This window comes from Georhizobium sp. MAB10, assembly GCF_045012825.1.
Classification (GTDB): domain Bacteria; phylum Pseudomonadota; class Alphaproteobacteria; order Rhizobiales; family Rhizobiaceae; genus Georhizobium; species Georhizobium profundi.
In genome coordinates, this window is record NZ_CP118314.1 from 759,719 (window position 1) to 784,270 (window position 24,552).

22 protein-coding genes and 1 pseudogene are annotated in these 24,552 nt (G+C 59.2%); 10 read left to right on the forward strand and 13 right to left on the reverse strand.

Annotation, left to right across the window (positions count from 1 at the left end):
- Window positions 1-187: 187 nt before the first annotated feature.
- Window positions 188-361: pseudogene (locus PU133_RS03485) on the reverse strand (M20 peptidase family dipeptidase); the annotation flags it as partial.
- A 144-nt stretch (window positions 362-505) separates the two neighbouring features.
- On the opposite strand from PU133_RS03485, the gene PU133_RS03490 reads away from it, so the two are divergent.
- The 3 genes from PU133_RS03490 (at window position 506) to PU133_RS03500 (ending at window position 4,381) form a co-directional block, all read left to right on the forward strand.
- Entirely contained in the window at window positions 506-1,465 is a 960-nt protein-coding gene (locus PU133_RS03490) for a TAXI family TRAP transporter solute-binding subunit (protein WP_404864432.1), read from the forward strand.
- Window positions 1,462-3,372 (forward strand): TRAP transporter permease, encoded by a 1,911-nt coding sequence (locus PU133_RS03495; RefSeq protein WP_404863505.1) that lies wholly within the window; start codon window positions 1,462-1,464, stop codon window positions 3,370-3,372. Before PU133_RS03490 ends, PU133_RS03495 begins: the two co-directional genes overlap by 4 nt.
- A gap of 97 nt (window positions 3,373-3,469) precedes the next feature.
- Window positions 3,470-4,381 (forward strand): EamA family transporter, encoded by a 912-nt coding sequence (locus PU133_RS03500; protein ID WP_164527771.1) that lies wholly within the window; start codon window positions 3,470-3,472, stop codon window positions 4,379-4,381.
- Window positions 4,382-4,390: 9 nt separating this feature from the next.
- On the opposite strand, the gene PU133_RS03505 is transcribed toward PU133_RS03500, so the two are convergent.
- The 3 genes from PU133_RS03505 to PU133_RS03515 all read right to left on the reverse strand — a co-directional run bounded on the left by PU133_RS03505 (window position 4,391) and on the right by PU133_RS03515 (window position 7,245).
- Entirely contained in the window at window positions 4,391-4,828 is a 438-nt protein-coding gene (locus tag PU133_RS03505; protein WP_404863506.1) for a MarR family winged helix-turn-helix transcriptional regulator, read from the reverse strand.
- A 104-nt stretch (window positions 4,829-4,932) separates the two neighbouring features.
- The gene (locus tag PU133_RS03510; protein ID WP_404863507.1) at window positions 4,933-5,856 is read right to left on the reverse strand and encodes a DMT family transporter; all 924 of its coding nucleotides are present in this window, start codon (window positions 5,854-5,856) and stop codon (window positions 4,933-4,935) included.
- Window positions 5,857-5,961: 105 nt separating this feature from the next.
- On the reverse strand, window positions 5,962-7,245 hold the full coding sequence (locus tag PU133_RS03515; RefSeq protein WP_404863508.1) for a Rieske 2Fe-2S domain-containing protein: 1,284 nt from the start codon (window positions 7,243-7,245) through the stop codon (window positions 5,962-5,964).
- Window positions 7,246-7,399: 154 nt separating this feature from the next.
- Here PU133_RS03515 and PU133_RS03520 point away from each other — a divergent pair, with 154 nt between their 5' ends.
- The 4 genes from PU133_RS03520 to PU133_RS03535 are packed head-to-tail and all read left to right on the forward strand — an operon-like array spanning window position 7,400 to window position 10,978.
- Window positions 7,400-8,350, forward strand: a complete 951-nt coding sequence (locus PU133_RS03520; RefSeq protein ID WP_404863509.1) for a PDR/VanB family oxidoreductase — start codon at window positions 7,400-7,402, stop codon at window positions 8,348-8,350.
- The gene (locus PU133_RS03525; protein ID WP_404863510.1) at window positions 8,340-9,542 is read left to right on the forward strand and encodes a Gfo/Idh/MocA family protein; all 1,203 of its coding nucleotides are present in this window, start codon (window positions 8,340-8,342) and stop codon (window positions 9,540-9,542) included. The genes PU133_RS03520 and PU133_RS03525 overlap by 11 nt, the downstream gene beginning before the upstream one ends.
- Window positions 9,529-10,518 carry an ABC transporter substrate-binding protein gene (locus PU133_RS03530; protein ID WP_404863511.1) on the forward strand — a complete coding sequence of 330 codons (990 nt, stop codon included), beginning with the start codon at window positions 9,529-9,531 and terminating at the stop codon, window positions 10,516-10,518. Before PU133_RS03525 ends, PU133_RS03530 begins: the two co-directional genes overlap by 14 nt.
- A gap of 22 nt (window positions 10,519-10,540) precedes the next feature.
- The gene (locus PU133_RS03535) at window positions 10,541-10,978 is read left to right on the forward strand and encodes a hypothetical protein (RefSeq protein WP_404863512.1); all 438 of its coding nucleotides are present in this window, start codon (window positions 10,541-10,543) and stop codon (window positions 10,976-10,978) included.
- Window positions 10,979-11,043: 65 nt separating this feature from the next.
- Here the strand turns inward: PU133_RS03535 and PU133_RS03540 are convergent, their stop codons facing one another.
- The 3 genes from PU133_RS03540 to PU133_RS03550 all read right to left on the reverse strand — a co-directional run bounded on the left by PU133_RS03540 (window position 11,044) and on the right by PU133_RS03550 (window position 14,750).
- Window positions 11,044-12,978 (reverse strand): TRAP transporter permease, encoded by a 1,935-nt coding sequence (locus PU133_RS03540; RefSeq protein ID WP_404863513.1) that lies wholly within the window; start codon window positions 12,976-12,978, stop codon window positions 11,044-11,046.
- 10 nt (window positions 12,979-12,988) lie between these two features.
- A complete protein-coding gene (locus tag PU133_RS03545; RefSeq protein ID WP_404863514.1) occupies window positions 12,989-13,942 on the reverse strand; it encodes a TAXI family TRAP transporter solute-binding subunit in 954 nt (317 codons plus the stop codon).
- A gap of 61 nt (window positions 13,943-14,003) precedes the next feature.
- On the reverse strand, window positions 14,004-14,750 hold the full coding sequence (locus PU133_RS03550) for a class II aldolase/adducin family protein (protein ID WP_404863515.1): 747 nt from the start codon (window positions 14,748-14,750) through the stop codon (window positions 14,004-14,006).
- 94 nt (window positions 14,751-14,844) lie between these two features.
- Here PU133_RS03550 and PU133_RS03555 point away from each other — a divergent pair, with 94 nt between their 5' ends.
- Complete coding sequence (locus tag PU133_RS03555; protein WP_404863516.1) at window positions 14,845-15,798, forward strand: LysR family transcriptional regulator; 954 nt, start codon at window positions 14,845-14,847, stop codon at window positions 15,796-15,798.
- Here the strand turns inward: PU133_RS03555 and PU133_RS03560 are convergent.
- The 6 genes from PU133_RS03560 to PU133_RS03585 form a co-directional block, all read right to left on the reverse strand.
- Window positions 15,756-17,498, reverse strand: a complete 1,743-nt coding sequence (locus tag PU133_RS03560; RefSeq protein WP_404863517.1) for a thiamine pyrophosphate-binding protein — start codon at window positions 17,496-17,498, stop codon at window positions 15,756-15,758. The genes PU133_RS03555 and PU133_RS03560 overlap by 43 nt on opposite strands.
- Window positions 17,499-17,508: 10 nt before the next feature.
- Window positions 17,509-18,963 (reverse strand): aldehyde dehydrogenase family protein, encoded by a 1,455-nt coding sequence (locus PU133_RS03565; RefSeq protein ID WP_404863518.1) that lies wholly within the window; start codon window positions 18,961-18,963, stop codon window positions 17,509-17,511.
- Window positions 18,964-19,225: 262 nt separating this feature from the next.
- Window positions 19,226-20,524, reverse strand: a complete 1,299-nt coding sequence (locus PU133_RS03570) for a TRAP transporter large permease (protein ID WP_126007774.1) — start codon at window positions 20,522-20,524, stop codon at window positions 19,226-19,228.
- A gap of 33 nt (window positions 20,525-20,557) precedes the next feature.
- The gene (locus PU133_RS03575; RefSeq protein ID WP_404863519.1) at window positions 20,558-21,088 is read right to left on the reverse strand and encodes a TRAP transporter small permease; all 531 of its coding nucleotides are present in this window, start codon (window positions 21,086-21,088) and stop codon (window positions 20,558-20,560) included.
- A gap of 7 nt (window positions 21,089-21,095) precedes the next feature.
- Window positions 21,096-22,085, reverse strand: a complete 990-nt coding sequence (locus PU133_RS03580) for a TRAP transporter substrate-binding protein (protein ID WP_404863520.1) — start codon at window positions 22,083-22,085, stop codon at window positions 21,096-21,098.
- 196 nt (window positions 22,086-22,281) lie between these two features.
- Window positions 22,282-23,211: a LysR family transcriptional regulator gene (locus PU133_RS03585; protein ID WP_404863521.1), complete on the reverse strand. Its 930-nt coding sequence runs from the start codon at window positions 23,209-23,211 to the stop codon at window positions 22,282-22,284.
- Between the two features lie 119 nt (window positions 23,212-23,330).
- Here PU133_RS03585 and PU133_RS03590 point away from each other — a divergent pair, with 119 nt between their 5' ends.
- Entirely contained in the window at window positions 23,331-23,816 is a 486-nt protein-coding gene (locus tag PU133_RS03590) for a nuclear transport factor 2 family protein (RefSeq protein ID WP_404863522.1), read from the forward strand.
- Window positions 23,809-24,534 carry an SDR family NAD(P)-dependent oxidoreductase gene (locus tag PU133_RS03595; RefSeq protein ID WP_404863523.1) on the forward strand — a complete coding sequence of 242 codons (726 nt, stop codon included), beginning with the start codon at window positions 23,809-23,811 and terminating at the stop codon, window positions 24,532-24,534. Before PU133_RS03590 ends, PU133_RS03595 begins: the two co-directional genes overlap by 8 nt.
- Window positions 24,535-24,552 lie beyond the last annotated feature (18 nt).

The following is a 24,552-nucleotide window of genomic DNA, read 5'->3' on the forward strand; positions in this document are numbered from 1 at the left end:
CTTCTTTCGACAGACGTAATCAGCGCGCTTTACCCAGCTAAAATGCCAACGCTCAGCTCGACTTCTAAAATTGAAGTGCGTTGCACGACATCTCCTAGTGTTGGGCGCGTTAGGCGAGTTGTATGTGAAGCGTTCCCAGCCGAGCAACACGCCATTCCGAGCTACGCTGCTTGTCGTGGCGATAGATTCAGTCGTTACCAGTGTCCCAATAGATGCCGGCCATGATTCCGAGACCTTCTTCCACGATGGTAATAGGCAGGTGTTCGTGGGGCGCGTGCTGTAGACAGCCCGGATAAGAATAGGGAATCCAGATCGTCGGCAGGCCGAGGTTGCTCGCAGAGATATCTTTCGGTAGCGAGCCAAGATTGACGCGACGAAATTTTTAGGCATAAAGTTAGTTACCAAACTAATCAATCCAGAGCTTGGAGGAGCTGGGCCTTGGATTGAGTATTTTGAATGGGAGGACATCATGAATTTTTCACGAAAGATTGCATCCGCCGTTGCAATGGCATGCCTGCTGGGAACGCAGGTGCCCGCCTCTGCGCAATCGCTCAATCTTACGCTTGCTGGTGCAAGCCCGGGCGGGCTTTGGACGTTGATGGGCGCTGGTCTCGATTCAGCGTTGAAAAAGGGAGCACCTGGATCTTCCGTCACCTATCAAACCACGGGAGGAGGCTTCGCTAATGCCGCCATGGTCAGCCAAGGGCGCGCGGAAATCGGTCTTATTCACGACGCTGAGCTGGCGATAGCCGTTGCGGGCGGCGAGCCGTTCCAGCAACCGATCGAGAATCTGCGAACCATCGGTTACCTTTATGATTGGGCGCCAATGCAGTTTGTTGTGAACAAGAGCTTCAGCGACCGATACGGAATTACGTCGCTCGCCGATCTGGTCGAGAAGGAAGCGCCGGTTCGGATCACGATCAACCGCGCTGGCAACATTACGGGGCAGGTCGCGTCCGCCATGATGGCCGCCGCCGGTGCCGACGACGAAGCGATCGCGGCCTGGGGCGGGAGCGTTGTCCAGGCGGGCTCCTCGGAGCAGAGCGGTCTGCTGCTGAACGGACGCGTGGACGTCTACACCAATGGTGTATTCGTCGGGCACAGCTCGATCCGCGAAATTGAAAACAGCTTGGACATCAAGATCCTCGATATTCCGGAAGATGTGCGCAAAAGCGTGGCGGATGAGTTTTCGATCGGCGAATTTACAATTCCTGCGGAGACCTACGAGAACCAGCCTGAAGATATCGAGACTGTGGCACTTGGAGCCGTGCTGGTTGCCAGCGAAAACATGTCAGAAGAAGATGCCTATACGCTTACCAAGGCCATTCTCGAAAATGTCGCGGAAATCCAGACCGTGCATCCTGCCATGGCTGATCTAACGACGGAACTCCTCGTGCGCGAGACTGCGGTTCCATTTCACGATGGTGCACTGCGCGCTTACCGTGAAGCAGGCCTGATGCAATGATTGGTCGATTGTTCGACACGGGGAGGCGTCGCCAATTCGACGGCGTCTTTCGGTTCTGGCTGTTTGCGGCCTCAGCGGTGTTTGCCGCTGGGGTCGTCTATGCAAACATTTTTGCGCTGCCCGATGCGCTCCTCATTGGGATCCTGTTCGTCTGTGGGATTTATTCGCTGCTTTTCTTGGCGGTCGGCGCGTCGCGGCACTCGCCTGCCATGCCAAGCGCCTTCGACTGGATACTGTCGGCCGCGAGCGTCGCCTGCGGCATCTATTTTTTCATGATCCGCGGTTACCTCGCCAATCACATTACGCTGCTGAACCCGCTTGGCGCGGACCAACTGTTCTTCGGTGCATTGCTGCTTGGCCTGACGCTTGAAGCGACCCGTCGAACGACTGGACCGGGTCTGACGATCGTCGTTCTCATCTTCCTCGCTTACAATCTCTACGGCCATGTCCTGCCGCCGCCGTTTGGGCACGGCTATATCGATTTCGGCTCGTTCATTGACACGCTCATGTACACAACCGACGGCGTGTTCGGCGTCCCAATCCAGGTCGCGGCGAGCTATGTCTTCCTCTTCGTGATGTTCGGCGCGTTGCTGTCCAAGGCCGGTGGCGCCGATTTCATGTTTCAGCTTGCTGCCGCGCTAACAGGCAAATCGCCCGGCGGCCCGGCCAAGATCGCGGTCGTTTCATCCGGGATGTACGGCATGATCTCGGGAAGTCCCACATCAGACGTGGCGACGACCGGTGCGGTGACGATCCCCATCATGAAGCGTTTGGGCTATTCGGCGCGCTTTGCGGGTGCCGTTGAAGTTGCTGCGTCCACTGGTGGTTCTGCCATGCCACCGGTAATGGGGTCGGCGGCCTTCATCCTCGCTGAATACACTGGTATCGACTACAGAGACGTGGTCATTGCCGCGCTTATCCCGGCGCTCCTCTACTATCTTGCGGTTTATCTTCAAGTGCATTTTCGAGCAGTTCGCCAAGGCCTGCGGGGCATCGACCAAGCCGATCCCATCCTGGAAACGCTGAAGTCGGGCTGGGTCTTCGTTCTGCCGCTCGCCGTAATCGTCTGGGCGTTGCTCGTCGGCTATACACCGACTTATGTGGCGGTCTACGCAACGGTCGCTCTTGTGATCGCTTCTTTCTTCACCAAGCGTACGCGCATGACCCCGCGCGACGTCATGGAAGGTCTGGGCGAAACCACGCTGCGCATGCTGCCGGTCGCCGGTGCTTGTGCTGCGGCGGGTCTGGTCATCGGTGGGCTGACGATGACCGGCTTGGCGATGAAAGCGTCAAACATTGTCATGCTGGTCGCTGGCTCAGGGACGCTTCCGCTCCTTTTGTTCGGCGCGGCTATCGCCATTCTGCTCGGCATGGGCATGCCTACACCCAGCGCCTACATCCTTGGTGCAGTGCTGGTGGGGCCAGCGTTTGTCGCAGCAGATATTCCCGTACTGCCAGCCAACATGTTCCTGCTTTACTACGCCGTGCTCTCTGCACTGACCCCACCCATTGCGGTGGCCGCCTTTGCCGCTGCCGCGATTGCCGACGAGGATGCGCTAAAAATTGCGGTCACGTCGGTAAAGCTTGCAGCATTTGGCTTTTTGGTTCCGTTCTTCTTCGTCTGGAACGAGGCACTGCTTTGGCAGGGGCCGGGCCTCAATATCGCGCTCGCTGCACTCGGAGGCGTCGTCGCAGTTGTGATTCTGGCATTAGCACTGGAAAGCGAAATGCCAAACTGGCTGCGTCTCATATGCTTTGTCGCTTCCGGCGCTGCTATGGCGCCATATCTCGAATTGTCGGTCCCCATCATTGTCGGCGCAGGTGTGCTCGGCATCATTTGGTGGCGAAAAGGTACCTTGCCGCTCGTCCGCACTCCGCGAGAAATCGCGGTCCGGTCCGACAGTTGAGCAAAACGATCCCCGCCGTCGCAACGCGACGGCGGGAGTTGTTATACCGATTGCACCTGCTCTCCGCCGGGACGAGCCGCAGGAGAAACAGAGCGTCTTGATAATCGGTCCCCTTTTCGCCCTCTTTGGTGCACTGGCCTTCGCACTGGCCAATGTCGCCATCGCCAAGGGCGCGCACGAGGGTGAGAGAAACAATGGCGCCTTTCTCTCCATCCTCATGACGGCCTGCCTGTCCGGCAGCCTCTGGCTGCTGCTTGGACCGCCTTTGCCCGCAATGACCACCGAAGTCCTTGCCGGTCTCGGCTTTTTCGCGGCGAGCGGCATGCTCGCGACAGTCGTAGGCAGATTGACGCTTTTCCGCTCGGTTATCCTCGCAGGAGCGATCAATGCCGGTCTGTTCCGTCGCCTGATCCCAATATTTGCCACGCTTTTTGCCTTCATCATCCTCGGGGAGACGGTAGGGTGGCTGGCTGGCGCCGGCATGGCAATCATCCTCGCCAGCCTTCTAGGGGTCACGTCGGCGCGGGATGATGCGCGGAGAAGCGGACAGACAGCCAAGCGGAGATTGAGCGAGCTTGGTCGCGGCAGGATGTTCGGCGCTTTATCGGCTGCGTCCTATGGCGCCTCTTATAGTGCGCGCAAGCTCGGTATGTCGGCCGTTCCGGATCCGATATTGGGCACCTTTATCGGCGCTCTGACGGGCATCATCTGGTACGCAGGCGGCAGCCTTGCTAGCCGCAACTACAGAAAGGTTGTGGCAACGTCGTTCAACGGTATGGAGAGGTGGCAGTTTGTTGCTGCATTGTCGATGTCGTTCGGGCAGATGGCGCAGTTCTTCGCGCTTCTCCACACCGATGTTGCCGTCGTCGCGATCATCGGATCGCTCGAGGTGTTTCTGGGCATCTATCTTGCAGCCTACGTCTTTCGGACGGAGGCGCCGCCAGACCGTAATATTGTCGTCGCTTCGTTCGTCGCGACGATCGGCGTTGTTCTCGTCGCTTTGCCGTGAACCCTCGGCTTACCGCTCGGTTTTCGCGGAAAGATTCAGTTGCACCTTCGCGAGCAATTCCAGCATGGCCTCCTTGTCGCTTCGCGTGAGCGTGGAGGCGGCATCCTCGACGACTTCGCGCGCCAGAGGTAACAGCTTCTCTTGAAGCGCACGCCCTTCCTCCGTCAAAAAGACGTTGATCTTGCGACCGTCGTCGGCGTTTCGCTCACGGCGGATGAAGCCGCTACGCTCCATCGATCGAAGAGCCGTCAACGTCGTAGGTTCCATTGTTCCAACGCGCTGTGAAAGCTCGCGCTGGGTCAATCCGTCCTCTTCCCAAAGCACACGCAGGAAATACCACATGCCGAGAGAGACGCCGAAAGGCTCAATCTTGCCTTGCAGATAGCGCTGGAAAAGTCGGTGGGTTGCTCGGATTTGATAACCAAGGCTCGTTTCCAACGGCAGCACAGTTCCAGTCGATCGGCTTTTGGTCATGCTGCTAATCCTCGATCTTCGCTGGCACCTGCACACGCGCAGCAATACCCGGTGGCCGACGAATATCAAGTCGCGGGTCAGCGCGTCGTTGACCTTCGTGCCGCTGGTCGCGTGACGAGTGCAATTCCCATGAAAATCAGCAGCATGCCGACGAGATGATAAGACCGGAATGTTTCATCAAGCACGAGTACTGCGAGGACAGTGGAGAATATCGGCATCAGGTACATGAAAAGACCTGTCCTACCCGGACCGAGCGCAGCGACGGCACGGTTCCAGAAATTGTAGGCAAGAAGCGATGGAAAGATCGCGAGATATATAAGGGCCGAGATGTTTGCTCCGTTGGCAATGAAAGTCCCGCGGTGGCTAACTTCCCAGATCACGAACGGCAAGTGAATGACGACGCCAAAGGCAATGGTCACAGTCAGGAACACGCTCGTCGGCAGCGCCGTTTTGCGCCAGCGGATCAGCACCGTATAGAGTGCCCAAAAGGTTAGGCCAGCGAGCACCAGAATGTCGCCGACATTGATAGCCAGGTCCGCGAGATTCGCCATCTGCCCGCGTAGTACAATGAAGAGAGCACCGAAAGCACAGCCCGCCACACCGACTATTTGACGCGAGCTCAGCCGGTCACCAATGAAGAGCAACGCCAGCAAGAACGTCACTACCGGCATCAGCGAATTGATCAGCGCCGCATTGACGACGGTAGTGTATTGAAGTGCCACATAAATGAAGCAGTTGAACGCTGCGATTCCTATGCCGCCAAGGAGAAAGAGGAAGCCAAGTTCCTGTTTGATCATCGGTCGCGATGCGACCACCGCGCGCAGCGAGAACGGAAGAATGATCGCGAGGGCGAGTAGCCAGCGCCAGAATGACATCTGAAAAGGTGGGATTTCCTCGTGAAACAGACGTGCAACGAGAAAATTTCCCGCCCAGAAGAGCGGTGGAAGGATAGCGAAGACATAAATTGCGGTTCGTGGTTGGTCCGAGGGCGCGACCGCCATGCGCATCACCGTCACTTTCGAAGGCGTATCAGCCTCTGAGCGTAAGAAGAAGATGAATGATCCCGCTCAAGAGGGAATCATTCATCTCAATCCTTGATTGGTTTGCTATTCAGCCGCTTCGCGGTTTTCCGAGGTGTCAACCAGCGTCCGCCAATCGACAGTTTTCGGGTAAACGCCTTCGCGTGATGCGATGCGGGCATGGGGCGTACGCGGCTGTTGGGTGCCGATCGCTTCGCCGCCCTCTGCGACTTTGCGGGCCGCGTCCACCATGAGGCGTCGGAACTCAACGATCGCGAGATCGGAAGCGCCGAGAATGTCATCGGTCCGATTGACGATCTTGCCCATCGACACCCACATGATGATGTCCTGATTGGGGATGCCCGGCACACCGGTGAAGCTACCTTGCTTCATGGCTTCACGGTCCTGCAGGAAATTGTTTTCCAGGGTCCGCCGCGATCTCCACTTGTCGTCCAGGTCTATGCCAGGTTGCGCGTGGTTGAACCGTCGCCATTCCTCCGTCGAGGGACACTTTTGACCGCCCCAAGCGACAAAGTGAAACGCTGTCGTTTCGTCGTCGATCGGAACGATGACGCTTGCGACGTTGTAGTTGTTGTTCGGCGGAATCAGCGACATGTAAGGCGCGATGAATTCGGTGATGCGCAGGTAGTTGTGTGTGGCAGCATTCTTGATCGGCTTGCGGATCGCGGCATAGTGAAAGCCATAGCTCGTCGTCTGTGTCTGCATGCGCGGTGACTTGTCGGTGGAAGGCCGATACCACGCCTGCTCGTCGGCGGAAGCGCCTTCGACGCGGGCCGGTTTCATGTCGGAAGAATGCAGCGACGACGAATGAGCGCTGTCGATCTGGCCTTCATGGATTTGCGCCCAGTTGCAGGGAATGCGTATCTTGACGATAGCAACCTGCGTATCTTCCGTCGGCGCAAAAGCCGGCGGGTCGAACTCCGGCACGTTGTCCTCTTCGCCGAGCCAGGCCCAAACAAAGCCTCCCCATTCCCTCACTGGATACGCGCGATGCTTGACCTTGTTCAGGAGAGGGCTGCCTTCGGGTTCGGATGACATGGCGACCACGTTGCCATCCACATCCATCTTCCAGCCGTGGTAAAGACAACGCAGTCCGCACTCTTCGTTGCGGCCGAATACCAAGGATGCCCTTCGATGCGGGCAAAGCTCGTCGAGAAGGCCAAGGCGTCCGTCGGTATCGCGGAATGCCACATAGCGCTCACCGAGTACCTCGACTAAGAGCGGCGTACCATCGCGCTCCTCCACCTCTTCGACCAAGCAGACCGGTGTCCAATGTTGGCGCATCAACCTGCCCATGGGTGCATCCCCGGTTACCCGGGTCAGCAACTCGTTTTCCTCATGCGTAAGCATCCACATGGCTCCATCAATTAGTTTGCTAACTGAACATATCGTGCGTCGCTATCAGCGTCCAGACGTTGACACCATATAATTAGGTTACTAAGTAAATCGCCGCTGGGCGCGGGAAACCGCGTCCTGAGAAAAGCCTGAGGAAAAGGGCCGCGCCATGGAACAGAGCGAACAGAAACTATCCGTGAAGGTCGTCGATCGACGGGATTTGACGGCCACGATCACCGAATTCACTCTCCAACACGCGGATGGTGAAGCTCTGCCGTCGTTTGGAGCAGGAGCGCACGTGACAGTCGAAACGCCCGCTGGGGCAATGCGGCGGTATTCGCTGCTTGGTTCAGGGTCGTCGCCGGACTGTTATCGGATTGCAGTGAAGAGGGAGCCGCAATCACGTGGCGGTTCTCAGTCAATGCATGATGAAGCCCGGATAGGAACAACCCTTACGATAGGATCGCCTGAGAACGATTTTCCGCTGAAAGAAGCGCCGAGCTACCTGCTGATTGCGGGAGGAATTGGCGTTACGCCGATCTATGCGATGGCGACGGAGCTCGCGGAGGCGGGCAAAGATTTTCAGATCATCTACTGCACGCGCAGCGCCAACGAGACCGCCTATCTCAACGAAATGCGATCAGCCTTCGGCGATCGCCTCAAACTGCATCATGACGATGGGGATCCGGAGAAGATCTACGACTTCTGGGATCACTTCGAGGAAGCTCGCAACATGCATGTTTATTGCTGCGGTCCCCAGCCCCTCATGGAAGAGATCAAGGCCATCTCCGGCCACTGGCCTGAAGGGCGGGTGAACTTCGAGGACTTCAAGCCGGTCGAGATTGTACGCGCCGACGATCTGCCATTTGAGGTCGAGCTGGCCAAAAGCGGCAAGACGGTCCGGGTGCCTGCGGATCGGTCGATCCTTGAAGCTGTGCGCGACGCCGGCATCCCTACCGTCAGCTCCTGCGAAAGTGGAACGTGCGGCACCTGCAAATGCGGGTTGGTCGCCGGCGATCCCGATCATCGCGACATGGTTCTGATGGATGACGAAAAGGATGATTTCATCATGATCTGCGTGTCGCGGGCCAAAGACGGGAATCTCGTTCTTGACCTCTGATCCGATCCGTCTCGGTGTCGTCGGGCTCGGCCGCGCTTTCATGCTCATGCTGCCGACGTTTCGCGCTGACCCGCGTGTTGCCCTAGTCGCGGCGGCAGCGCCGCGCGCCGCGTCGCGTCAAGCCTTCGAGAAGGAGTTCGGCGGGCGCGCCTATGAAACGATCGATGATCTATGTGCCGACACCAGCGTGGAAGCGATCTACGTGGCAACGCCGCACCAGATGCATCGTGATCACGTCGTCGCTGCCGCTTGCGCCGGCAAACATATTTTGGTCGACAAGCCGCTCGCCATCTCGCTTGAAGACGGCGCGGCGATGGTGAAGGCCTGCCGGGACGCAGGTGTTCATCTGATCGTGGGGCCGAGCCACAGTTTCGATGACCCCGTCGTCCAGGCCAAGCGCCTAATTGATGAAGGTGCAATCGGCGCGGTGCGCATGATCAACGCGTGGAACTTCACGGATTTCCTCTACCGTCCGCGACGCCTGGAAGAACTCGATACGACGCAGGGCGGAGGCGTCGTGTTTTCGCAGGGCGTTCATCAGATCGATATCGTTCGGCTTCTAGCTGGGGGACGTGGAAGAAACGTCACGGCCATGACAGGACAATGGGATCCTCAAAGGCCGACCGAAGGAGCCTATGCTGCGCTGATGTCATTCGAAGGCGGCGCCTTCGCCGCGTTCACCTATTCCGGATATGCGCATTTCGACAGCGACGAATGGATGGAATGGACGGGAGAGTTGGGTCATCTCAAAGACCCAGCCCAATATGGTGGCGCCAGACGCACACTCGCGACCATTGCTTCCGCAAAGGAAGAGGCGGCGCTCAAGACGGCGCGGACATTTGGAGCCGGTGCCGAGCCGTCCATGCCGGATCACCATGAGCATTTCGGCCCCATTATCGTAAGCGGGGACCGCGGGGACCTGCGCCTGACGCCACAGGGCGTTCATCTTTACGGCGACGAGGTACGCACATTTCATCCGGCCGCGCCCGTCGACGTACCGCGCTCCGAAGTTGCCAAGGCGTTGTTCGACGCCGTTCGCTGTGGCCGTTCACCGGCTCAGACCGGCGCCTGGGGGCTCGCCAGCCTGGAGGCATGCCACGCCATTCTGCAATCGGCGGAGACCGGGCTGCCGGTCATCTTGCGCCACCAAGTTTCAGTTACAGGGGAAGAGGGACCAGATGACCGATCTTAAGTTATCACTCGCCATGGGCGACTATGACCGCACACGACCGATCGCGGACGGACGCGTGAAGATCGATGGCGTCGATCCCACCTGCATGCTGCTCTCGCCCGAGGAAATGTTCTTCCGCGCTTTCCGCCACCAGGCTTTCGATGTCAGTGAATTGTCGCTGTCATCTTACTCGATCTCGGTTGCTCGTGGTGATCCGCACTATGTGGCGATTCCGGTCTTCCTCTCGCGCGCATTCCGCCATACCTCGGTGTACATCCGCACCGACAAGGGGATTAAGAAACCGGCAGACCTCAAGGGCAAGAAGATCGGCATTGCCGAGTATCAGCTCTCCGCCAATGTCTGGGTACGCGGCATCCTGGAGGATGCCTATGGTGTCAAGCCATCCGATATTGCCTGGGTGCGCGGGGGTATGAATACGCCGGGCCGGCCCGAAAAAATCAAGGTCGACCTGCCTGCCGACATCCGCATCGAAGCAGCCCCGGAAGGCGCCACCCTCAATCAGATGCTGATTGACGGCACCATCGACGGCTTCATCGGCCCGCGCGCGCCGATGTGTTTCGACGAGGGCTTTGAAAAGGTCGATCGGCTGTTTCCCGATACCCATGCGGCCGAGGAATGGTACCGCGAAACGCGCGTATTTCCCATCATGCATGTTCTTGGCATGCGCCGCTCGCTCGCCGATGCCTATCCGTTCTTGCCGGGGGCGTTGCTGAAGGCCTTCTCGGAAGCGAAGGCCATGGCCCAGAAAGCGCTGTCGGATACATCTGCGACCAAGGTGACGATGCCCTTCGTGGAAGACAATCTGCGCCGCGCTGGTGTGCTGATGGGGTCCGATATCTGGACCTATGGCTTGAACGGCAACCGCGAAACGCTCGCCACCTTTCTCGACTATCATTATCGCCAGAGTCTGTCCCCGCGGAAGGTCGAGGTAGAGGAGCTGTTCCACCCAGCCACGCTTGAAGCCTACAGCCTTTGAGCGCTAACAGGAGCGGACCGAAATGGGATTGATCCCCGGTGACATCGTCGAAATCAAAACTGACAAGGGCCTTGCCTATGTGCAGGTGACGCACGACCATCGGTCTTATCCGCACGTCGTGCGGGTCCTTGAAGGCCTTCACGAGGAGCGGCCTGCAAATATCGAGGAAATCGCTGCCACAGCCACGCTTTTCAGCGCGCTTCTGCCCTTGGAGAACATGCTCGAACGTGGTGCAGTTTCCGGCGAACGGGTTGGCCATGCCGCAATTCCGGAAGGCGACAGGGACTTTCCGACATTCAAGACGCCGATCCGAGATAAGGCCGGTGCCATCGCCTACTGGTGGTACTGGGACGGGGAGGGCCTGCGCTACGACGTCGACCCGCGGGAGGCGACTGACCGTATGCCAATGCGTGAAGTCATGACCGCGCGCACTTTGCTGGAGCGGCTGGTCGAGGCCTGAGCGTTTAGGCGGTCTAAAAGAGAATGGCCCGCCGGTTACCGGCGGGCCATTTTTTGTTCGTTCAGTCAGCCTGCGCTTGCTTCCGCCGGCTGCGCTCGCGCGATGGGGCGGATCATTGCCCAAAGGACCCCGAAGGCGAGGACGCCGACCACGTCGGTCCAGATAAATCCTGGGAGGATGCTCGCTGGCAAGAGGGCAAGAATGCCCGCCACAACCAACATTACTCGCTCGGCTGGGCTGACCGACCGTCGGAAGAAGCCGACGATGCCTGCCGTCACGAGATAGATGCCGAGGATGGCGGTGGACAGAGTCCAGATCACTTCCAGCCAAGTGCCGTCGAAGATCAGCGCAGGCGTAAAGATAAACAGGAACGGTACGATATAAGCCGGCCAGGCAAGCTTCATGGATTCGATGCTGGTCGCCCAGGACGAAGCGCCGGCGATGTTTGCCGCTGCGAAAGAGGCAAGCGCCACGGGTGGCGTCACCATCGACAGAAGGCCGAAATAGAAGACGAACAAATGCGCGGCGATGACCGGCACGCCGACTTCCACCAGGGCGGGTGCAACGAGGGTTGCCAGGAGGATGTAGACGCCGACCGTCGGCATGCCCATGCCTAGCACCACGCTGATCAGCGCGGTGATGACCGCGAGCACGATGACGTTGCTGCCTGCAGCCGCGACGATGTTCATCGTCAGGTTGAAGGCAAGGCCAGAGATGTTGAGAACGCCGATGATGATGCCTGCCGCGGCGCAGACAATTATCAGATCGAGCGCTGACCGTCCGGTATCGGCGATGAGCGGCAGGATATCGCGCGCCTTCATGCGCTGACCCTTGTAGCCCATCACGAAACTGACCACGAGCAGCACGATCGTCGCCAGAACTGCCGCCCGTTCCGGCCGCATGTTGAGCTCAAAGAGCGCATAAAAGAGAACCGCGAAGGGAATGATGAAGTGCCAGCCGGCCTTTAATGCGCCCCAGCCGCTCGGGATGGCGTCTGCTGGTACGGCCAGCAGATTACGCTTTCCAGCCCGGAGGTCCACGTTGATGAAGATCGCAACGTAATAAAGGATGGCGGCAGGCAGCGCGGCTAGCATGATGTCGACATAGTCGACCTGAATCATGTCGGCCATGATGAAGGCGGCCGCGCCCATGACCGGTGGCACCAATTGTCCGCCGGTGGAGGCCGTCGCTTCAACGGCTCCGGCATAGGCAGGCGAGAAGCCCGCGCGCTTCATCATAGGGATAGTGACGATGCCGGTTCCGACAACGTTTCCGACCGCATTGCCCGAGATCGAGCCGAACAGCGATGAAGCTGTAACAGCGACTTTGGCGGGTCCCCCGCGATATCGTCCCATCAGCGCGAGCGCACCGTCGTTGAAGAAGTTGGCAGCACCACAAGCCGAGAGTAGCTTGCCGAACAGCAGGTAAGGGACGACGATGACCACGGCGACCTTGAGTGCCTGACCAAGCATGCCATTGGCGTCCGTTGCCAAATAGATTGCGAGCTCAGAAAACATCGTCTCCCGGCTGCGAAACTCGCCCGGCATCAGATGTCCGAATAGGCCATATGCCATGAAAAGGAGTACGACGACGAAGATGCCCATGCCGACCGATGGCACGACGTTGAGCATGAGCGCCGCCAACACGACACCAGAGAGCCCTACCAGCCAGAAAGGCAGGTAGGGCGCTTCCATTGTAATGTTGATGTAATCGATGGCGAGATAGAAGCCGACGCCGAGTGTCACGGCGGCGGCGAGCAGGCTTGCCACTTTCAACAAGCTGCTCACCGACGTCCTGGCGATCGCCAGGAAGCCAGTGGTCAGTGCCAATGTGAGACCTGCCGCCAGAAGCTGAGCATCATAGATAGAGACGCCAAGATAGCGATGCAGGTCGCCTGCATACCCGATCGAAAGGAGGACGATGAGCGTGCCGCTCAAGCGTTCCAGCCAGAGAAGCGGTCCACGATGTGGCGCTTCCACGTTGCTCTCTTCCAGCGACATCGCCTAAACCTCAGTCCACCAAGCCGATTTCTTGGTAATAGGCAGACGCTGCCGGATGATATTCGATGCCCTCGAATTGCGGTGCCATCTCAGCCGGTTCGAACTCGGCAAATGTATTGAGGATCCCACGCACCTTTTCCGGGTTGTCATGCAGGAGTTCAACAATTTGGCGCACCACGTCGTCGTCGAGATGAGCCCCGCCGGTCAGCACGTAATCGTAGCCCATCATGGGTGTGTCTTCTTCGACCCCGGGTGCAGATCCACCTGGCACAACCTTGATGTATGACGTCGGGACGAACTCCTGCATCGCGGCTTCAGCTTCAGGCGTTTCCTCCACGGCAAGCCAGCGAATGCCGATTGCTGCGTCGGCTTCACGGGTTTTTCCCCCTTGGAGGGCGAAGAATGCAACATCCACATTCCCCGAGATCAAGTCGTCGACGCCATTTGGCACCGAAGGCACATTGCTGGCACGCATGTCGTCGATTGAGAGACCGCCGGCGGCGAGAATGCCATCGACCTGTAGGCGAAGTGTCGGTTGCGCAGCGAAGCCATAGGTGATCGTCAGCCCCTCGATGTCGGAGACTGTTCTGTAGTCGGAATCAGCGCGTACCATGAAGCCGTATGCCGAAGAGCTCAGAGACCCAATCGCTCGGATGTTTTCGAGTGGACGACCATCGAAGGGCTCATCACCGAACGCTGCAGCAGCGAAGTCGGGGCTGGGGACCAGTTGAAGATCCAGGCGGCCGGCATCGATGAGCGGCATGGACTGACCTGAACCGCCATACGCTTGCACGCGCACGTCCAGACCGAGTTCCTGCGACAGGAACTCGGCGAAGCCAGCATTGACGGCGTAATTCTGCGAGCCCTGGGTGCCCGCTCCGATGCCCAGCGACTGTGCGTTTGCCAAGCCGGTCAGCATAAGGCTTGCCGCTACGCAAGCACTCGAAAGAATGTGATAGTTCATGTTGGTCTCCTCCTTGTTTTTAGACTAGCCGGCAAATCTCCCATCCGCCGGCTTTCATCCCTTAAAGTCCGCTGAAGCCGGCGCGGCCGACCCAGTAATCCCAGGCACGTGCCAAAGGCATTTCGCTGAGCAGCATCTTGCTGGCCATGTCGATTTCGCCATCGGTCAGGTACGTAACCTCACCGAGCTGCCGCGTCTGCTGGATGAGTGCGGCATTGTCCTTGAGCGCGATCGAAATCATGATGACCGAGCGGATGTCGTCGGCCGCACAAATGCAGCCATGGCCACGCAGCAGCGCAACGCGGTTGTTGCCGAGCGTGCGCGCGAGCGAGTGGCCCATCTCCATGCTGTCTACCAGCATGTTGGTATCGCCGAACTCGTCCTGGCTGTCCCAGGTGTGGATGTCCTTGCCGATGACCGACGCCATATGGAACATCGGTCGCAGTGAGATGTCGACCATCGTGAACGGCAGAACCGACCTGGCATGGTGGTGCGTCACCGAATTGACGTCTGGGCGATCCTTGTAAATCGCGCCATGGATGTGGCGCTCCGCATATGGCCGGCGGTGATCGTCGCCGACGAGCTCTCCGTCCAGCGTGAATTCCATGATATCCCCGCGGGTTACGACAGCGGGGCTGCGAGACCGCGATAGAAAATATGTGTTCGGGTTGAGCGGATTACGGACGCTGATATGCCCGAAATCGTCGATGACGTCCTCTCGCGCGAGAATTCGGTTCGCGATGACCAGTGCGGTCAATGTCGCGTCTAAAACTGCTGCGTCGCCCTGACGTGTAATTTGCTGGTTCATGCTTATGGCCCTCCATCTGCTGAAGTGAGCCTAGCTTGCCGCATGCCCGGCATCGAATATATAGTTCTGATCTCACTATAGCTTGGAAGCTATCATGCGCTCATTGATCTCGCAGATCTCGATCCATAAACTTGAGGTGTTCTGTCTCGTTGTGGAACTCGGCAGTTTTTCGCGTACCGCGGAACGTATGGGCATCGCTCAGCCGGTGGTCTCGGCGCATGTGAAAGCGCTCGCTGAGAAGTTTGGCGCGCCGCTAACGGGAAGCACAGGACGTAAAGTCACTCTTACGGAGGAGGGGCAACGGGTCTATAGCTGGGCACGTGAGATCGTGAGCCGCACACGCGAAATGGAACGCGAAATGGCCGATTTTCAGCGCGGATTCGTCGGTAAAGCAACCGTAGGCGCATCCATGACGCTCGGCTCCTATGTTCTGCCGGGTTTGATCTCGCAGTTCCACGAAATCTATCCGAAGGGAGAGATCTCGGTGCGTGTGGCGACGCCGGTGTCGGTAACGGACGCCGTCCATATCGGTGACTGCGATTTCGCCTATACTATTCTGGATCCACGCCACGAGACTGCGGGTCTTGAGGTCGAGAAGGTCATGGACGAGGAATTGATCCTCGTCGCATCCAGCAAATCAAAGATCGGTGGCAGCAACCTTAGTTCATCCCAACTGACCAAGCTGCCCTTCATCACCGCGCAATCCGGTACGCCTCGACGCGAGATCGAAGAGCATTGTCTTGCGCGGTACGGCGTGAAACGCGAGCACATTGCCATGGAATTCGGGCACGCCGAGTCCATCAAGCAGGCGGTGCGCGCCGGCGCTGGCGCCGCCTTTCTGTTTCGTTCGTCCGTATCTGACGAGTTGGACGCGGGTACACTGCGCGTGATCATGACGCCGGGAATGGAACTGCGGGTCCCCGTCTATCTCGTCAAGCGACGGGGCAAGCAGCTCTCCCATTTCCAGGTATCGCTGATGGAAGAGCTGAGCCGCGGGTTAAAGGGTCAGGAGCCGCTGCGCAGAGCCCCGACCATGGAAGGCGCATAACCCTTTGCTGTGTCGATTTCTATGACTGCGGTTCCGCCATCGGATACGACGGCAAGCGCCTCGTCCAGCGTCCGAAGCAGCGCATCGGCACCACGTACCAATCCAGGACTGAAGGCGCCGAACCCGCGAGCGATGGCGCTAATGTCGATATCTGGATCATTCATGACGATGCCCACGTGCTTATTCTCGGGTGGGCGACTCCTGTGCTTGGCGACGGTCTCCTGGTGCACTTCGTCATTGTAGAAGGAGCGGTTGTTGAGAACGATAACGAGAAGCGGAACGTTCTTGTTGATGCCGGTCCAGAGAGCGGATGCATTCATCAGGAAGTCGCCATCGCCGAGTACCGCCAACGGCAGCCGGTCGCTTTCTGTATCGCGCAGCGCGAGCGCCGCGCCGACGGCCATGCCGCAGCCTGAGCCGATACCGCCACCACCGTCGTAGCCGAGTGCGCCGAGCGGATGGTCGACCGGCCAGTCCGCTCCTGTCCAGCTCAATGGCCCACGGATAAGACAGGGCCTGTGAGCATCAAGCTTTGAACGCAGGAGAGCAGCAATGTCCTGTGGCGTCAGTATATCGCCAGTCGGGAGTTCGGGCTGCTCAGGCAGACCGGGCGAGGTGGCTTCCGGAAGATCCAGGGCCGCAGCAAGCGCCGCAATCACGCGGTCCGGTTCATTCATGAAGGCGATGTCTGCCGGGAACGGCGCGCCGCCATCCTTCGACCAGCCGCGATGGGCGTAACTGTCGAGCGATGCCGAGATGATCTTCGCAGGCACGACCCCATCGGTGAAGACCGACCGCAATGTTCCGCCGAAATCCAGCCAGTCCAGATTGATGATCAGATCGGCGGCAGCAATCGCAGCCTTTGCATCGGCATCGGGAAAGTAACCTGCTTTGCCAACAGTCGCAGGGTGAACTGTCGGGAAAGTCGATCCGGTCTTAAAATCCGTGATCACGCGGGCGCCAAGATGTTCGGCCAATGCGATGCGGCGGGTCCAGTCGTCTAAGTCGCGCGACATCCGGCCCATCAGCATCACGATGTTCTTTGCATCTCCAAGCATTGCGACAGCTGACGCAACGAGTTCTGCAGCCGGGTCTGTTGAAACTGGTGCGCCGCGACGGCGAACATCGATCGGAGCCAGTGCCGTCACGACTTTCTCTTCCTGAAGCGCCGCATCAACGTTGACGTACACGGGCCCGCGCGGGGCGGTTTCCGCGATAGCAGTGCCCTGAAGCAAGGCCTCACGTGCTGCCGCGACGCTGCCGGGTTGATCGTCCCACTTGATGAAGTCGCGTACCAATGCGCCTTGGTCCTGCGCGGTATGGATCCACTCGATCCAAGGCCGCCGTTTGGCAGCATCGAGTGGTCCCGTAGCCCCAATCACCATCATCGGTACCCGGTCGCAGAAGGCGTTGAAGATGCCCATCGAACCGTGCATCAGCCCGACATTTGAATGAAGCGCTACGGCCATTGCCCGGCCGGTGATCTTGGCCCAGCCGTGGGCGATCGCGACGGCCGCTTCCTCATGGATGCAAAGGAGAATTTCCGGGTCGTCGTTGGTGAAATTCACCAGGCTGTCATGGATGCCGCGATAACTGGCGCCCGGGTTGAGTGCGATGTAGCGCATGCCAAGCGCGCGCAGCGTCTCAGCGAAGACGTCGGAGCCCCATTCAGGCGTCTGGTTCTGTGTCTTGTCCTGCATGGCGATCCCGTCAGAGCATGATGTTGATGGTTTTGGTCTCGGTGTAGCTGTAAAGTTCTTCGCGACCTTCCTCGCGACCGACGCCGCTGGTTTTCATCCCGCCGAATGGGACGCCGAGGAAGTGCATGCTCGCCCCGTTGATCCACAAATGACCCGAGCGGACCTTGCGCGCCATGCGGAGCGCATCGCGGATATCGTTCGTCCAGATCGCCCCGGTCAGCCCGTATTCGGTGGAATTGGCCATTTCCACAGCCTGGTCGAAGGACTTCCATTTGCTGACGGCGAGCACCGGGCCAAAGACTTCGTTTTGCCAAAGCCGGTGCGCTGGCGTGATGTCGGCATAGACGGTCGGGGCGACCCAATAGCCCTTTTCGAATTGCTTGCCCGCCGGCCTTCCGCCGCCGAGCATCTTGCGCGCTCCATCGGCATCAGCGGCGGCGCAATGCTCGAGGATACGCTTCATGTGGACCTCGGAATTGACCGGTCCGACATCCGTGGTTTCGCTCAAGGGATCGCCGAGCTTAAGCGCCGACACCCGTTCGACCACCGCCTTGAGTACCCGGTCGTGAATGTCCTCGTGCAGAAGGAGCCGGCTGAGCGATCCGCAACTTTGCCCCTGCCAGGAAAAGTTCATGCCGGCGACGGCCGCATCCGCGATCTTCTCCGGATCGCAGTCGGGAAAGACGATCATCGGGTTCTTGCCGCCGAGCTCCAATGAGATGTGCTTGACCGTCACCTCGGCTGCGGCGCGCTGGATGGCGCGGCCCGTGACCGGTGAACCGATGAAGGCGATGCGCTTGATGCGCGGATGCCGAACGATGGCATCGCCGGCGCCGCGCCCGTCGCCGGTGACGATATTGAACAGACCGGCTGGAAGAACCTCTTTGGCGATCTCGGCAAGGATCATGGCCGATAGCGGCGACGTCTCCGGCGGCTTGACGATCACGGCGTTGCCGGCTGCCAAAGCTGCGGCAGTCCGCGCAACGGCGAACATCACGGGGTGATTGAACGGCGCGATGCGCGCCACGACCCCATAGGGCTCATGCATCGTCATATGGATGTGATCGCGCGTGGCGGGAATCGTTTCGCCGCGGAGATCCGGACCAAGGCCGGCATAGTAGCGCAAGGATTCCACCGCGGTCGGAACGTCGATCATCCGCATCGGTCGGATCGTGTTGCCGGTGTCTGTCACCTCCACGCGCAAAATTTCGTCCGCCCGCGCCGCGATCGCGTCGGCAAATCGGTTCATGACCTGGGCGCGATCCATCGGCGTGCGCGCCGCCCATTCGGGCCATGCCTTCTCTGAGGCGACCACGGCGCGCTCGACGTCATCGCGGGTCGCAACGGGTACGCGGCCGATCGGTTCTTCGGTGGCCGGGTTGACCGAAATCGACCATTCACCGCTTCCGCCCTCAACCAGTTCCCCGCCGATGAGCATGCGCTCGGCCTGAGTGATCCGCTCCATAAGACTGCCTCCCTGATGACAGGAGAGGAATTGCGTGTCGGGAACGATCAGTCAAATATATAGATGCATCCCTCTCTATAGTGTTGAGGGTATCGCGCGCACATCATTGACGGGCGTCTTCGCCGTCGCATCAAACCGCATTGATCGATTGACTAGAGGGACATGAAAAGCGGCGAGTTGTGGGGAGACATGCTGGTTAGGGATTGGCGACCACGAGCTCAATCTTGTGAGCAGTGGCCCGTGGGGCCATCCTGAAGCTAAGTTAGATCAGGCCCGGCAGGAATAGTGCGATCTGGGGGAAGGCCATCAATAGGGCTATGCCAATGAGCAACGGGATAACAAAGATTAATGATCCACCAACAATGTCGGAGAAAACGCCATCAGGGACCACGCGCTTCAAAACAAATAGGTTGAAGCCGAGTGGTGGGGTAATAGCAGCGATCTCGATCTGAATGGTGATGATGATGCCGAACCATATCGGATCGTAGCCGAGCGCGACGACTGCCTTCAGGAAGATTGGCACGACAATCACAAGGATGCTTAGCGGGTCCAGAAACATGCCAAGGATCAGCAGGAAGACGTTAATGACGACGATGATGATCCAAGGCGCAACGTCTAGCGAAGTCAGAAAATTAGACATCTCTTGCGGTACGCCAAGGCGTGTCAGCGCAAAGGACGAGAATAGGCCCCCAATTAGAAGGAGCATGAACATTGCGGTTGTACGCACCGTGTTGTCGAGTGCGCGGGCCAGCAGGCTGATCCTTAGTTTCCGCATTGCCAACGCAGTGACAATGGCGGCAGCCGCGCCAACAGCTCCGGCCTCGGTAGGGGTTGCAAATCCGAAGTAGATCGAAACGATTACTGCGAGCGCAATCAGAACAACGGGGGCTGCCTCGCCGGATGCACGCATCTTCTCCACGATTGGCACTCGTCTTGTGACACGTGGCGCGATCTCTGGTTTCAGCATCACCTGGATGACGATGAGTGCACAAAGAAGACATGCCATCATGATGCCAGGCAGGATGCCAGCGACGAATAGTTTGCCGATCGATGTTTCGGTGATCACGCCATAGAGGATCATAGGCACCGAGGGCGGGATAAGGATGCCGAGAGTGCCGCCGGCCGCCGTCGCTCCAAAGGCGAGCCGCCGACTGTAGCCATTTCGGATCATCTCAGGTACCGAGATGGCGCCGATCGTTGCCGCCGTGACAGGGCTAGACCCGCAAACAGAGGCAAAGCCCGCACAGGCGCCGATGGTCCCCACCGCAAGTCCGCCTGGCAGGCGTCTTGTCCAAATTGCAGCGGCCCTGAAAAGCGAGGTTCCGAGGCCGCTGAGGGCGATCACTTCACCCATCAGGATGAAAAGTGGCACTACGACGAGAATGAAGCTTGCTGACTGAGAGTAAGCGATATTGGCCAGTTGGCTGACAGCGCCGCCGGACACGAAAATCCATGTTGCGGCGATCCCGATCAGGCCCATTCCCACGGCGACTGGCACCCTCACGGCCATCAGCAATATCAAAGAAGCGACAAAACTCGCAAACCAAACGATCGCTTCCATGGGTCTCTCCGCTACCTCAGCGTCCAGTTGGCTTCAATGATCGGGACGCGCGGTAAACGCAGCAGCGGACGGCCAGGTCGCCCGTCCGAAGCCCATCAGCGCCGTCAGGATGAATTGCGCAATGCCGATCGGGCCGATCAGATAGACCCATTTCAAGGGGATCGCGATCGCCGCGACCGCTAGCCGGTCGTCGTCGAAAGCACGCGCCGTCACCCGGTAGAGGTGCCAGAGAAAGATCGCGCCGAAGAGGATCACGAGCGCCATGGCGACGTGGCCGACGAATGGTCGGATCGTGCCCGGCACCAAGCCGTCGAAGAGTTCGACGACGACATGATGGCCGCTCTCCAGCGCCGGCGCCATGGCCAAAAACACGACATAGACAAGCGTGAACTGGGCAACGTCGTAAGGCCAGAGCGCTGGCGATCCGCCGATGCGGGTCGCAACGGCTAGAAGAACCAGCATCACGATGATCAGAGTCAGCAGGGAAGCGGCGGCGGCGAAAGCGCGATTGACCGACTTCACCGCCCGCTCATAGTGCTTGAACCATTCCGGCGCACCGTTCATCGTCGTGCTACCAGTAGACGCTCAGCTTCTCTTCCAGTGAAATGCCTACATCGCCGCTCGCCGCTCCGATCTCCTCGAAGATCGGAAGCGAAGCATCGAGAAACGCCTGGGTTTCTTTCTGGGTACCCACGTGAACCTGACCCCCACCCGCTTCGATGGCGGCGATCTGCTCGTCCATCTTTTCCATGATGTAGGGTACAGCACGGGCCGTCGCCTCGGCCGAGACCTCCTCAATGATCGCGCGATCTTCCTCCGAAAGATCGTTCCAGATATCCCGGTTGATCATGTAGGTGACGATGTTCGACGGCAGGTTGAGGTTGGTGTAATAAGGAGCCACCTCGTAGAGGCGCAAAGCTGCGGTCACGGTCGGGTTCATCAGGGCGCAGTTTACGGTGCCGTTCTGCAGGGCGACATAGATCTCACCGGTGTCGATTGGCACCGGGCTCGCGCCCATCGCTTCCACCTGCTTGGACTGCCAGCGGCCTGCGGCACGCACCGTTTGCCCCTGCCAGTCTTCCGCTGACTGCAGGAACCCGTCGCGGCAGATCACGCCGGTTCCGAACGCCGTCTGGCCCCACAATGGCACGACGCCCTGGGGTTCCAATGCTGCTGTGACGTCCGGCCAGATTTCGACAAAGGCCGCGCTGGCATCCTCTGCGGTCGCCGGCAGCCCGCCGATCATCTCGGCATAGCCGAGCGCCGGCACCGCGCCGGACATGAAGGAGGCGAGACCGATGCCCATCGGCACAACGCCGTCGCGAACTGCGTCGAGGGTTTCGGTGACCTTGGCTAGCGCGCCGTTATAGACCGGCTCGATGACAATCCGGCCCTCGGTGCGGGCGGCGATCTCGTCGATCCACCAGCGCATCGTGTCGCCAAAATTGTCTTGTTCGTTGTGATAGACGCTGATCTCCAGCGTCGTCTGGGCGCTGGCCGGCAAGGCGAGCGACATGGCACAGGCAGCGCTGAGCGCCGCGACGGAAATACGGATACTCACGGGCATGATCCTCCCAAGCTTGTCAGCCGGAAACGCACGCGCGAAAGGCCGGCTTCCTCCAAGATCCCACCGAAGCGATGTCTCCTCCACGGCGACGGACGGATCGAAGCGGATGGTGAGGATTTCTGCCATGTCAGGCAAATTGCAATAGCGAATAAATCCCATTCACAGCGTGAATACTGGTTTCCGCAACGCATTATCTGGTGTCGATGCGAATGGCCTCGGCGGTGAAGGAGCGAAGCCAGCGGTGTCCGGCATCGTAGTCTTGGCGCTTGTGCCACCACTGATAGACCATGTTAGGCTCGAGCGAGATCGGAATGTGCGCCCAAGTTAACCGCCTGTCGCGGCAGAGGAAAGCGACGCAGCGATCGGGCACGGTCGCGACGAGGTCCGTGCCGGGCAGAATGTTCATCAATGATGTCGCATGCGGCACATCGAGCACGATGCGTGGGTCCGGCCGGCGCTGATAAAGCGCCCGCTCAACGAGATTGCCCGTCGCGCCCCGCGGGCTAACAATGACGTGAGGCGCTGAAACATATGCTTCTTCCGTCAGCTCCGGCCTGACGCCGCGACGTCGGCGTAATGCCGGATGATCGCTACGGAGAACCGCGACATACACGCTCTTGACCAGATATTCCGAGCAGAAGCTGCTCGACAGCATCACCCGGCCGATCGCCAGATCCGCCTCGCCCCGATCGAGACTATCCTCGTAATCGGCATGGTCGAGTTCCGTTACGCGCATGTTTACCCGCGGCGCGGCTAGCGCCAGCTTGCGCATCACTTCAGGCAGGAAGGCGGCGGCGCCAACGTCGTTCATCAACAGGGTGAAGGTGCGCTCCGATGTCATCGGATCAAAGGTGACGACCTGGGAAAGTCCCGATCGTATCTGTGCCAACCCCTGTTGGACGGGATCACAAAGCCGCAGCGCAAACGCAGTTGGCTCCATGCCGCGACGAGTGCGGACGAACAGCGGGTCTCCTAAGATCATGCGCAGGCGCTGCAGCGCGTTGCTCACCGCCGGCTGCGAGAGGCCGACGCGGTTTGCTGCGGCCGAAACGCTGCCGTCACGCAGCAGTGCATCAAACACCCTCAATAAGTTCAGGTCGAACGTGTTGGGATTATGCATCGTACGGCCTCATCTGTCGCAACCGATTTATATTCGCCACGTCAATACGGACAATTCCTTTTTTGAATTTGCTGAAACTTTGCTCTCGGCCATAGCCTCTGCGCGGGAGGACATATCCGATGGTAACCTTCACCGCTGATGACGTGCGGCTTGAGCGCTGGGTGCGTGGCAGCTTCTTCATCGCGAACACTGAGGCTGCGCGCAGCAACAAAATGATGATGGAGCGCCATTTCCTCGTGGAGTGGAACGGCGACATCGAAGCAACAATGGCGACCATCCACCCAAAGAATCCGTGGCAGCGTATTCCGGCGTTCGGCGTGGACGTGAACGGTCACGAAGCGGTACGGGCCTATTACCTGAGCCGCTTTAGCAGTTGGCCGGGACCCGCGATGAAGCATTTCGATCGCGTTATTGTCACGGATGACTGCATTCATGTTGAAGGCACGCTGGCAGTCGAACCTCGCGGCAGCTTCGGTCAGGTTGAAACGACCGCCAAGCTGCTTTCGGCGCCCGCCGTCATTGTCGTCGATTTTCGTGATGGATTGATCCTTGGGGAGACGGTTTATGTCGATGGCCAGACCCTGAATGGCGATTTCAATGGCTGATCTGCCGAGAGTCGCGCTCGTTGCAGGTGGTGCCGGATCAATCGGGCTTGAGACCTGCCGCATCCTGGCCGTCGAAGGTTGGTCGTGCCTCTCCTGCGACATCGAGGCGCCGTCCGAGGATCTGGATGGAGTGATCTACCGGCAGATCGACGTCACATCGGTTGCGAGTGTCGCGGAAGCCGTGGAAACAGCTGCTGGCATGGGCCGCCTCACTGCACTAATCAATGCTCACGGGGTCATGGTCGAAACGGCTTTCCCCGATTTCGACGCCGCAGCTTTTTCCAAGATCGTCGACATCAATCTGTTGAGCGTCGCGCGTCTTTGCGCTGAAGCGGGCCCAAAAATTGTCGATGGCGGCGCTATCGTAAACCTTTCCAGCGTGACGGCATCAATGGGCCGCACCCGTAATGCCTTTGCCTATCAAGCAACAAAGGGCGGCATCGAGGCGATGACCAGGTCTTTTGCCATTGCGCTCGCCGAACGCGAAGTTCGCGTGAATTGTGTGCAGCCCGGTTATTTGAGCATGCCGATGCGCGGTGCCGGCATTGCAGCAAGAGCGAGGCAAGGTGGCAATCAGGCTTTGGAAAAGCTGACCCCTTTCGGACGGCTGGTCACGCCGGTGGAGGTGGCCGCGGTGGTCGCCTTTCTCTGTTCACGCGCTGCCTCCGGCATTTCAGGTGCCGTCATCCCGGTCGATGGCGGCCAGCGTGCCTACTGAACGAAGACAGTCAAGGAG